Annotated in this window: 9 protein-coding genes; 3 read left to right on the top strand and 6 right to left on the bottom strand. The window is 75.6% G+C overall.

Features of this window, described 5'->3' with window-relative positions; translation table 11 throughout:
• The coding region (locus tag BU198_RS26395) for a pyridoxamine 5'-phosphate oxidase family protein (RefSeq protein WP_188299377.1) at window positions 1–524 on the top strand (524 nt) is incomplete at its 5' end.
• Between the two features lie 216 nt (window positions 525–740).
• Window positions 741–2,081, top strand: coding sequence for a peptidoglycan-binding protein (locus BU198_RS26390; RefSeq protein ID WP_223244960.1), 1,341 nt, complete (start codon window positions 741–743; stop codon window positions 2,079–2,081).
• A 39-nt stretch (window positions 2,082–2,120) separates the two neighbouring features.
• Here BU198_RS26390 and BU198_RS26385 read toward each other — a convergent pair whose 3' ends face one another.
• The 6 genes from BU198_RS26385 to BU198_RS43940 form a co-directional block, all read right to left on the bottom strand.
• Window positions 2,121–2,870 carry a TrmH family RNA methyltransferase gene (locus BU198_RS26385; RefSeq protein ID WP_188299378.1) on the bottom strand — a complete coding sequence of 250 codons (750 nt, stop codon included), beginning with the start codon at window positions 2,868–2,870 and terminating at the stop codon, window positions 2,121–2,123.
• A gap of 5 nt (window positions 2,871–2,875) precedes the next feature.
• Window positions 2,876–3,562 (bottom strand): TetR/AcrR family transcriptional regulator, encoded by a 687-nt coding sequence (locus tag BU198_RS26380; protein WP_223244959.1) that lies wholly within the window; start codon window positions 3,560–3,562, stop codon window positions 2,876–2,878.
• Window positions 3,563–3,896: 334 nt separating this feature from the next.
• The gene (locus BU198_RS26375; protein ID WP_188299375.1) at window positions 3,897–6,068 is read right to left on the bottom strand and encodes an FUSC family protein; all 2,172 of its coding nucleotides are present in this window, start codon (window positions 6,066–6,068) and stop codon (window positions 3,897–3,899) included.
• A 9-nt stretch (window positions 6,069–6,077) separates the two neighbouring features.
• On the bottom strand, window positions 6,078–7,343 hold the full coding sequence (locus BU198_RS26370; protein ID WP_188299374.1) for an HTTM domain-containing protein: 1,266 nt from the start codon (window positions 7,341–7,343) through the stop codon (window positions 6,078–6,080).
• Window positions 7,340–8,002 (bottom strand): DUF5819 family protein, encoded by a 663-nt coding sequence (locus tag BU198_RS26365; protein WP_188299373.1) that lies wholly within the window; start codon window positions 8,000–8,002, stop codon window positions 7,340–7,342. Before BU198_RS26365 ends, BU198_RS26370 begins: the two co-directional genes overlap by 4 nt.
• A 98-nt stretch (window positions 8,003–8,100) precedes the next feature.
• Entirely contained in the window at window positions 8,101–9,351 is a 1,251-nt protein-coding gene (locus BU198_RS43940; protein WP_188299372.1) for a rhodanese-like domain-containing protein, read from the bottom strand.
• 279 nt (window positions 9,352–9,630) lie between these two features.
• Between BU198_RS43940 and BU198_RS26355 the strand changes: the two genes are divergently transcribed.
• Window positions 9,631–10,066 (top strand): PAS domain-containing protein (locus BU198_RS26355; protein ID WP_188299371.1); only part of this gene is annotated, 436 nt, incomplete at its 3' end.

Raw genomic sequence — 10,066 nt, 5'->3', positions numbered from 1 at the left:
TGCTGGTGCACGCCGACGAGGTGGTCGCCAACTGCCCGAAGTACATCCAGCGCCGCACCCCGGCGGACCGCCCGGCCGCGGGACCGCCCCGCGCGGTCGCCACCGGCCGGGCGCTGACCACCGCCCAGCGTCTGACGGTGGCCACCGCGGACACCTTCTTCGTCGCCAGCACCGGGCCGGACGGCAGCGTGGACGCCTCGCACCGCGGCGGGTACCCGGGCTTCCTGGCGCCGGTGGCCCCGGACCGGCTGCGCTGGCCCGAGTACCCGGGCAACAGCATGTTCCTGACGCTCGGGAACCTGGAGCTGGACCCGCGGGCCGGCCTGCTGCTGCCCGACTGGGAGACCGGCGGGGCACTGCTGGTCACCGGAGAGGCCCGCACCGACTGGCCCGAGGAGGCCCGGCGGGGCGTCCCCGGCGCCGAGCGGATGGTCGAACTGGCCGTCACCGGCGTGGTCGAGCTGGCCGACGCCACCCCGCTGACCTGGACGGAACCCGAGTACTCGACCGCCATTCCGCACTGACCGCGCCTCAGGTCCGTTCGGACCCTAACCGCTCCCGCCGACCCCCGCCACGCCCGGAAGCCGAACGGGTCTCACCCGTTCGGCCTAACCCACCGTGACGGGACCCCGCCCGCTTTGGGACTTTGGTCCGGATAACACGCGGAATAGTCCCGGGAAGGCCCTTCCTGTCCCGTCGTCAGGCGACGACCAGGAAAGACCGCAGGAAAGAGGCGGAGCATGACCCTTACCGACCCCCTGTCCCCGCTCATGGAGTTCGACGAGGTCGAACCGGCGGAGGACTGCATATGCGGGGGCTGCAGTGCCCGCCGCCGCGCACGGCTGCACGCCGCGCCGGTCCACGAGGGCGGCCACGCCGCCGCCCGCAGCGTCCGCCGCCGGGCCGCCGTCCTGATGGCCGCCGTGGGCACCGCGATCGGCGGCGGGACGGCCGCCGCCGGTTCCGCCACCGCCGCCCCCAGCCCCACGCCGGGCGGGAACAGCGCCGCCCAGTCCGCCCCGACCCCCCAGGGCGAGGTCAGCGGGCTCTACGGCCAGGCACCGGGCGCCCGCACCTTCGCCGCCCCGCGCACCGCCGCGGCGCCGCTCACCCGGGCCCAGATCATCCAGCGCGCCCAGACCTGGGTCGACCAGGGCGTGCCGTACAGCATGAGCCGCTACTGGTCGGACGGCTACCGCCAGGACTGCTCCGGCTTCGTCTCGATGGCCTGGGGCCTGAACAGCAGCCAGACCACCTGGACCCTGCCGAACTTCGCCGAGCGGATCGCCAAGAACGACCTCCAGCCCGGCGACATCCTCATCTACAACAACTCGGCCAGCCCGCAGTCCGGTTCGCACGTGACGATCTTCGGCGGCTGGGCCGACTCCTCCCGGACCAAGTACATCGCCTACGAGCAGACCGGCCCCTCCACCAAGAAGCGCTCCACCCCGTACGCGTACTGGAACAACTCCGGCTCCTACGTCCCGTACCGCTACACCGGCCTGTCCACCGGCGGCAACGGCGGCGGCAGTTCCTCGACCGCCTTCCCCGGCGCCGGCAGCTTCGGCCCCGGCGCCAACAACGCGAACGTCACCAAGCTCGGCCAGATGCTGGTGCAGCGCGGCGGCGCCGCGTACTACACCTCGGGCCCCGGCCCGCGCTGGACCGAGAGCGACCGCAAGGCCACCCAGGCCTTCCAGCAGGCCCAGGGCTGGCGCGGCAGCGAGGCCGACGGCATCCCCGGCAAGGACACCTGGGACTACCTGGTCAACGGCAAGGGCCGCAACATCGACGGCGGGGGCGGGGGCGGCACCCCGCTGCCGCCGCCGCCCGTCACCGGGGCCCCCGCCTTCCCCGGCACTCAGTACTTCGGCCCCGGCCAGAACAACGACCATGTCCGGCAGCTCGGCGAACAGCTGGTCCGCAAGGGCTTCGGCGGCTCGTACAGCGTCGGCCCCGGCGCGCGCTGGACCGAGAGCGACCGCAGGGCCGTCCAGGCCTTCCAGCAGGCCCAGGGCTGGCGCGGCGGCGAGGCCGACGGCTACCCGGGCCCCGACACCTGGCGCCGGCTCTTCTCCTGACACCCCGCCGAGGCGCGGTGCCCACCAGGGCACCGCGCCTCAGCGCTTCCCCGACATCCAGTGGAAGAGGCCCATCGCCACACTGGTCGCCAGGTTGAAGCTGGACACCCCCGGCTGCATCGGCACCGCCACCAACCGGTCGGCCCGCGCCCTGAGCTCGTCCGAGACACCGTGCCGCTCGGTGCCGAAGGCCAGCAGCGCGTCGTCCGGGAACGGCACCTCCCGGATGTCCGCACCCTCCGGATCCAACACGTACAACGGCCCGCCGGGCAGCTCGGCGAGACCCAGCCGCTCGACCGCGGTCGCGAAGTGCAGCCCCGCGCTGCCCCGCAGCACCGTCGGGTGCCACGGGTCCAGGTCCCCCGTGGTCACCACCCCGGCGGCACCGAACCCCGCCGCCAGCCGGATCACCGCCCCCACGTTCCCCAGGTTGCGCGGATTCTCCAGCAGCACCACCGGCGCCCGCCGCGGCCGCCGCTCCAGCACCGCCCGGTTCGCCTCGGGGGAGGGCCGTCCGGCCAGCGCGATCACCCCGGTCGGATGCAACCGGGGCGCCAGCGTCCGCAGCACCCCCTCCGGCAGCTCCACCGCGAGCCCGTCCAGCGCCGGAACGACATCCGGCGCCAGCTCACCCGCCAACCCCAGCAGGGCCCCCCGGTCCGCGGTCAGCACCCGCCGCACGTCCCCCCCGAACCGCAGCGCGTGCTTCAGCGCGTGGAAGCCGTCCAGCAGCACCGCCCCCGGCTCCCGCTCAGCCGCCCGCCACACCCGCACCAGCTCGTCGTCCATGCCGCTCACGCACCCGTCTCCACTTCACCCGCCGGCCGCTTCGCCGGCTCTTCCGCGGCCTCCGGCACCGGTTCACCGGGACGTCCGGCGGCGGCGATCACCTCGTCGAAGCCGAGCGCCCGGCCCGGCGGGCCGTCCGGGGCCGCGGCGAGACCGGCCAGCGCGAGGTCCAGGTGCCGGTGGACCAGCGAGCCGTCCGCGTCCAGGGCCGCCAACGCACCCGGCAGCGGACGGGTCACCCGGACGCAGAGCAGCACCAGGTCCCCCATCCCGACGTCGGGACGCAGCCGCCCGGCCTCCCGCGCGGCCACCAGCAGCCCCTCCACAGCGGTCACCGCGCCCCGGCGGACGGCGACCAGCTCCTCGTCCACCACCAGGCGCTCCAGCAGCACCACGATCGCCGCCCCCATCCGCAGATCGGCGGCGGCGTGCACGAAACGGCGCAGCGCCAGGTACGGATCCGGCTCGGCACCCCGCGCCTCCCCGGCCGCCCCGGCGAGCCGCCCCAACAGGTCGATGACCAGCGCGCGGACCAGCGCCTCCCGGTCGGGAAAGCGCCGGTAGAGGGTGCCCGGACCGACCCCGGCCCGCCGCACCACCGCGTCCAGCGGGGCGTCCGGCCCCCGTTCCAGGAACACCTCGCAGGCGGCGTCCAGAATCCTGCGCCGGCTGCGTTCCGCGTCGGCCCTCATCCACCACTCCCTAACCGGAGAAAATCTCTCCCCCATGCTAGCGCCGCACCAACCGGAGAAAATCTCTCCACCTATCCACCCTCCCCCATGAGCGCCACCACGCCGACCGGCCCCCTCACCACCCGCCCCTGCCCCCACCCACCAAGGCGAGCCCCCACCCGCACCCACCCACCGACCCCCTGCCCCCACCCACCCGCCCTTCCCCCCTCCCGGCGAGAGGGACGCGCTGCGGGCGGGGGCGGCGCAGGGGGTGGCCCGGAGAGGGGCGTGACGGGTGATTTTCAGACTGCCACCCCTGTCGTGCGTCGCACCCACGAGCAGGGCAGTCCGAAAATCACCCAGCCCCCGGAGCGGCCACCCCCGGAGCCGCCCCCGCCACCCCACCCTCCCGAAAGCCCTCCCCCACCGAGCTCCCCCGCAAAGCCCGCTCCAGATCCCGCAGAGCCTGCCCCACCAACCGAACCCCCGCCCGCACCACATCCCGCTGCACCCCCGCCGGCGCCCCCGCCAACTCCCCCTCCAGCCGCGCCTGCGCATCCCGCACCGCCCCGAACTCCACCGGCTGCCCCGTCAGCAGCGCCGCCGCCGCCAGCGCCGTCGCCAGCCGCAGCTCCTCCGCGTACTCCCCCGTCCCCGGCACCGGTTCCGCGTCCCCCGCCGGCAGATGGGCCTCCAGCAGCACCGCCGCCCGCCCGAGGGCCCCGACCGCCGCCCTGGCCCGGTCGATCTGCCGCCGGCTCACCCCGGCCAGCCCCGACTCGTGCCGCCCCGGCTCCGCATCGGCCCGCTGCATCGCCTGGAGCAGCTCCGACCGCGCCTCCCGCGAGTCCAGCAGCGCGCTCCGCACCGCCCGTCCGCGCGGCGCCGCCGGCTTCTCGTAGCAGGCGATCACCGCCCCCGCGTACCGCCCGGCCGCCGCCAGCCACTCGGCGAGCCGTTCGCCCAGCCTGGCGGTCTGCCAGGTCGGGAACAGCGCGTACGTGACGAGCGCGATCGACCCGCCGAGCAGCGTGAGCCCGACCCGCTCGAACGCCGTCACCAGCGGGTTCCCCTCCTGCAACCCGAGCAGGAACACCACGTACGTGGAGATCCCGACGGTGGTCAGCGCGTACCCGGTGCGGAAGGCCAGGTACGACCCGCCGATGCAGAGCACCGCCAGCGCGGCCAGCACCCACTCCCCGGGATGGGCCAGCTGCACCACCAGCGTCGAGACGGCGACCCCGACCACCGTCCCCGCCAGCCGGGCCACGCCCCGGCTGTAGGTCTGGGCGAAGTCCGGCCGCATCACCATCGCGGCGGTCATCGGCGCCCAGTACCCGTGGTGGAACCCGACGAGCCTGGCCAGCAGGTAGGCGGCGGTGACCACGCCGGTGAGCCGGACGGCGTGCTGGAAGATCGCCGAGCGCGGCCGCAGCTGCCGCCGGACGGCCCGCGCCGCGACCGGCAGCATCCGGGCGATGGTCGGCTTGCGCAGCGATCCGCCGGCTCCGACCACGGGCGTGGTGATGGTGTCCTCGTCGTTGCGGTCCAGGGTGTCCGCGGCCTTCCGCAGCAGCCCGCCGAGCCGCCGGGCGGAACGCCTGGCCGCCCCCTGGAGCCGCGGCCCGTCGTCGGAGCCGACCAGGGTGAGCGAGGGCGCGGAGCGGGGGAGCCGGACCGGGTCGCCGGTGCGGACCGCCCGGGCGAGGGCGTCCATGACCTCGGCGGAGGCCGCCAGCACCTCCCGGGCCCGGTCCCGCCCGGGGCCTTCCTCGGGGGCGCCCACCTTGGGGTCGGCGAGCGCGGCGAGGGTGGGCCTGATCCGCTCGGCGATGCCGCGCAGGCCGCGCAGCTCGGGCGGCCGGTGCCGGTCCTGCCAGGGTGTGAGGGCGGCCGCGTGGCGGGCCGTCATGAACGGCTCCGGGTCCACGTGCGCGGTCGGGTCCTGCCGCAACCGCCGTGCGTAGTCTGCGAGTTCGGCGTAGGTGTCGGCGAGGGCCTCCCGCTGGGCGGTCCAACTCCCGATCGGCCAGACGGTGATGACGACGGCCTGGGCGACCCCGCCGAGGGCGGCGACCAGCCCATGGCCGAGCGCGGTGGCCGTGCTGACCGGGAGCTGTACGACGATCAGCATCACCGAGACGGTGTTGGTGGCGACCACTCCGGCGGTGGGCCCGATCGCCCAGGACAGTCCGGCCCCGAAGGCCCAGACCGCGAGCAGCACCGGGAACAGTCCGGGGACCCCGGCGGCCACGTAGCCGAGGAAGGTGCTGATGCCGAGTCCGGCCCCGGCCGCGACGGCCAGGCTGGCCCGGGGCCTGAAGCTCCGCTGGAAGGTGGCCGAGCCGGCGATGAAGGCGCCCATCGCGGCCGAGGTGGCGAGCGCGGCCCCGCCGAGGGCGAGGGTCGGGAAGAGCACCAGCGCCACCGCGACCGCCCCGCGCACCGCCCGCTTGGGGTCGGTGAGCGCCCGGTCCAGGGTGAGCCCGGTCCGCGCGGTGTCACGAAGTGCGGCGAACCAGGACATAGCGACATCCTAGGGGCCCCAGGCCGCCGACCGCCGCCGGATCCCGCTCAGCCGCGCCGCCGCCCACAGCAGCGCCCCGGTCGGCAGGAACACCGCGTCCGCCGCGATCATCGCCAGCGAGAACACCGGCAGCCCGAGCACCACCGCGATCCCCGCGTGCTCCAGCATCATGACGGCCACCAGCACGTTCTTGACCCGCCGGTTGAGCAGCGTGAACGGGAAGGCCACCTGGAGGATCACGGTCCCGTACGAGATCAGGAAGACCGGCAGCAGCGCCGAACCGACCAGCGCGGACAGTCCCGGCCAGGGGGCGAAGTAGTCCAGGTGCAGCGGGTAGTACAGCGCGGTGCCGTCCTGCCAGCGCGAGCCCTGCACCTTGTACCAGCCCGCCGTGGCGTAGATCAGCACCACCTCGGCGGCGATCACCAGCATCGCGCAGTTGTGCACCATGTTCGCCAGCGCGTCGAGCACCGCCCGCACCTCGCCGTCCGGCCGGAGCCGGCCGAGCGTCCACCAGAGCCCGGCCACCGCCCAGAGCCCCCAGAACAGCGGCGACCAGCCGACGTACGGGAAGGTCCGGTCGGTCCAGGTCAGGCTGCCCCCGGCGAAGCCGCCGAACTGGCAGACCGCCAGGACGGCCCCGAGCACCACCCAGAGCACCACCCCGGTCCGCCCGGGCCGCGGTCCGGCCGGGGCCGCCGCCCGACCGGAGGCTCGGCGGGCATCCAGCGACCAGACCTCGGCGCAGCGGGTGAAGACCAGGTAGACCGCCATCAGGTGGACCACGTTGTCGCCGCCGTCGCCGAGGAAGACGTCGCGGTTCTGCAGCGACAGCACGGTGACCAGGAACAGCACCGTGGCCGCCCTGGTCCGCCAGCCCAGCAGCACCGCGAGGGCCGCCAGCACCGCCAGCAGGTAGACCAGTTCGAACCAGGGCCGCCCGCCGAACCAGGGCAGCACGGTGAACGCCCCGCTGTCGCTCAGCAGCCGCTCGGCGAGATCCATCGACCAGGGGGAGCGGTCGCCGTACAGCACCCGCCGGTTGGGCCACTCACGCAGCAGGTGGGCCAGCCAGACCAGCCCGAAGCCGATCCGCACCACGGCCGCCTGGTGCCGGCCGAGCGCCCGTCCGGTGAAGGCCTCCATCGCCCGGCCGAGCGGCGCCCCCGCCCGGCGCGCCGTCACCGGCACCCCGGCACCCGCCTGCCGCGGCACGCCGCCCGACGGCCCCGCCACGTCCGTCAGCGCGGCCCGCACCGCCGCCTCGTCGTTCATCCGAGCAGCCCCCGGTAGTCCTCGTCCGCCACCGGCCACCACGGCAGTTCCCGCACCCGGGGCGCCGGCGGCGCGGTCTCGCCGCTCCAGGACGGCGGCGGGACGGTGGCCGCGGTCGACCGGAACTGGATCTCCAGGACCCGGTCGCCGTCCGCCTCCCGGCCGATCCGCTGGAGCGCGATCCGCTTGAGGTACTGCTCGGCGAGCTTGCCGCGCGGGGAGTTCGGCGTCTCGTCCTGCGGGTTGTGCGAGCCGTCGTAGAAGTCCCAGGCCCGCCGCAGCAGGTTCTGCTCGACGTGACTGGGCGCCGGGTTGCCCCGTATCGCGGCGATGTCCCGGGCGGTCAGCCCGATCCAGTCGTGGGTGCGGGTCGCCCCGCCGGGCGCGACGGTGCGGACCCGGGCGTCCACGCCCACGTTCTGCTGGAGCGGGTTGGGCGCGAACAGCTTCCAGTTCTGCTCGAACTCCGGGTACACCACGCCGTCGACCTCGTCCCGGTACTGCCGGGACACCGTGTTGGCGGGCGCGACGTGCAGGAACACCGCGGCGAGGAACAGACCGGTGCCGCCGGCCAGCAGCGCCCCGGCGAGGCCGAGGACCAACTGCGCGGGCCGCGACCAGACCCGGCCGCCGGCCGGCCGGTCCGCCGTCTCCGTCATGCCCTCCCCCGCCCGGTCCGCGGGCGCCGCCGGCCCGCTGCCGACGCGCTCGCGCGCGCCCATCCTGCCCTACCGGGCAACGGGCGCCGGGCCGGTCCTCAGAGGACGAAGGCCTCCTGGCCGGTGCTGCTCACCATCGGACGGCCCGCACCCTGCCAGGCGTGCATCCCGCCGTCCACGTTCACCGCGTCCCGGCCCTGCTGCACCAGGTACTGGACGACCTGCGCCGAGCGGCCGCCGACCCGGCAGAGCACGTACAGCTTCTCCTCCGGCAGCTCGCCGAGGCGGGCGATGACCTCGCCGATCGGGATGTGCAGCGCGCCGTCCACGTGGCCGGCGTCCCACTCGTCCTGCTCGCGCACGTCCAGCAGGGCGGCGTCGGCGGGCACGGCGGCGGCGTCGGCGGAGGGGATCTGCGGGAACATCGTGTGGCTCTCCTGATGGGGGTGCCTCCCAGCCGAAGGCTGGGGGACGGTCGGATGCGTGTCATTGTCGCCCACCGGCGCCCGGCCGCGGGCCCCGGTGGCCCGGCCGTCCGCCGGAGCCGGGACGTCGCCGAGCAGCCGCTCCAGCTCGGCCTGCCGCTCGGCCGCCTTGGCCAGCAGCTCCTCGGCGAGCTGCTCCAGCAGCCGGTCCGGGTCCTGCGGGGCGAGGGCGAGCAGCTGGCCCATCGGGGTCTGCTCCAGCCGGACCTGCTCGGTGGCGGTCTCGCCGATCTTGGCGGTCAGCCAGTCCAGCCGGCGGCGCAGCCAGTCCGACCGGTCGGGGGCGTCGGCGGCGGGCGCGGCCTCCGGCGCGGTGGACCACTCGGCGGCCAGGCCCTCCAGCGCGACGGCGTCCCCGTACGCGTAGGCCTCGTTGACCCGGGCCAGGAAGGCGGCCCGGCGCTGCTGCTCGGCGGGTTCCGTGGTCAGGTCCGGGTGGGCACGGCGAACCAGCTCGCGGTAGATCCGCTGGGCCTCCTTGCCCGGCCGCACCCGCTCCGGCGCGGCGGGCGACGGCGGGGCCGCCTCCCCGTCCCGGCCGGACTGCTCGCGCACCGAGTCGAACAGCGCGTCCAGGTCCGGCAGTTCCTCGACCTGCCGGCGCGCGTCGGCGGCCCGGCGCAGGTCCTCCGGCAGGCCGGTGCGGGCCGCGACGGCCTCGGCGACCAGCGCGTCCAGCTCGTCCAGCCGGGCGTAGAGCGGGCCGAGCAGCTGATGGTGGATCAGCGCGAAGTTGTCGATCTCGACCCGCAGCGTCTGCACGTCCACGTCCATGCTGAGCCAGGCCAGCTCGGCGGCGGCGACCCGCTCCTCCAGCTGCTGCTGCTCCGGGTCGGTCCAGCGGGCGGGGCTCTGCGCGCTCACTTCTCGCCTCTGTCTCGTCCGGCCGGCTGCGTCCTGCGGGACCACCCGTACGGGCGGTCCGGCCTGCCACCCTACCGCCGTGGCCACCGGCCCCGTCCGGATGAACCGGGGGTGCGGACCGGCGCGCGGCGCGTGACACGCAACCGATCCTGAGGAATCTCCCCGTTTCGGTGTCGGGTCCGGCCCGGTCCGTGCTTCGCTGGTACCCACACAGCGTGCCTTCCTCCGGAGAGACGGCCGCCCCCGGGCGCGGCGGCCAGGCGGGAGCAGAGCGGATCCATGGTGGCCGAGTCCAATCCCACACCGCGGCAGGCGGGCGACGGAACCACGCCGGGCGACCACCCGGCGGGCGTGGCCGCCCTGGTCCGGCTCGCCCCCGTCCTGGTCGACCGGTCCGGCCGGATCGCCCAGTGGGGCCGGGCCGCCGAGGAACTGTTCGGCCACCGCGCCGAGGTCGCCCACGACCGGCCGGCCGCCGGCCTGCTGCCCGCCGTGGAGTCCCGGGTGCTCGACCGGTGTTCCGTCCGCCGCCACTGCGACGCCTTCGACACCCTCGCCGAGCGGACCGCCGACGGCCGCCCCTGGATCGGGCGGCTGACCGTCACCGACCGCGAGGAGCACCAGCGCGACGTGCTCTGGTGGGCCTACCCGCTGCCCGGCCCGTCCGGCGGACTGCTCGCGCTGGCCGCCGACGCCCGGCCGCTGCGCACCGCGG

This window comes from Streptomyces sp. CBMA156, assembly GCF_014596515.1.
Lineage (GTDB): Bacteria > Actinomycetota > Actinomycetes > Streptomycetales > Streptomycetaceae > Kitasatospora.
The sequence above is the reverse complement of the archived record's forward strand: the minus strand, read 5'-3'. Positions and strand labels throughout refer to the sequence as shown.

Excerpts from the sequence above, each read along its gene's own strand:
- BU198_RS26390 (WP_223244960.1), top strand. The coding sequence starts at position 741 with ATGACCCTTACCGACCCCCTGTCCCCGCTCATGGAGTTCGACGAGGTC.
- BU198_RS26385 (WP_188299378.1), bottom strand. The coding sequence starts at position 2,870 with ATGGACGACGAGCTGGTGCGGGTGTGGCGGGCGGCTGAGCGGGAGCCG.
- BU198_RS26380 (WP_223244959.1), bottom strand. The coding sequence starts at position 3,562 with ATGAGGGCCGACGCGGAACGCAGCCGGCGCAGGATTCTGGACGCCGCC.
- BU198_RS26375 (WP_188299375.1), bottom strand. The coding sequence starts at position 6,068 with ATGTCCTGGTTCGCCGCACTTCGTGACACCGCGCGGACCGGGCTCACC.
- BU198_RS26370 (WP_188299374.1), bottom strand. The coding sequence starts at position 7,343 with ATGAACGACGAGGCGGCGGTGCGGGCCGCGCTGACGGACGTGGCGGGG.
- BU198_RS26365 (WP_188299373.1), bottom strand. The coding sequence starts at position 8,002 with ATGACGGAGACGGCGGACCGGCCGGCCGGCGGCCGGGTCTGGTCGCGG.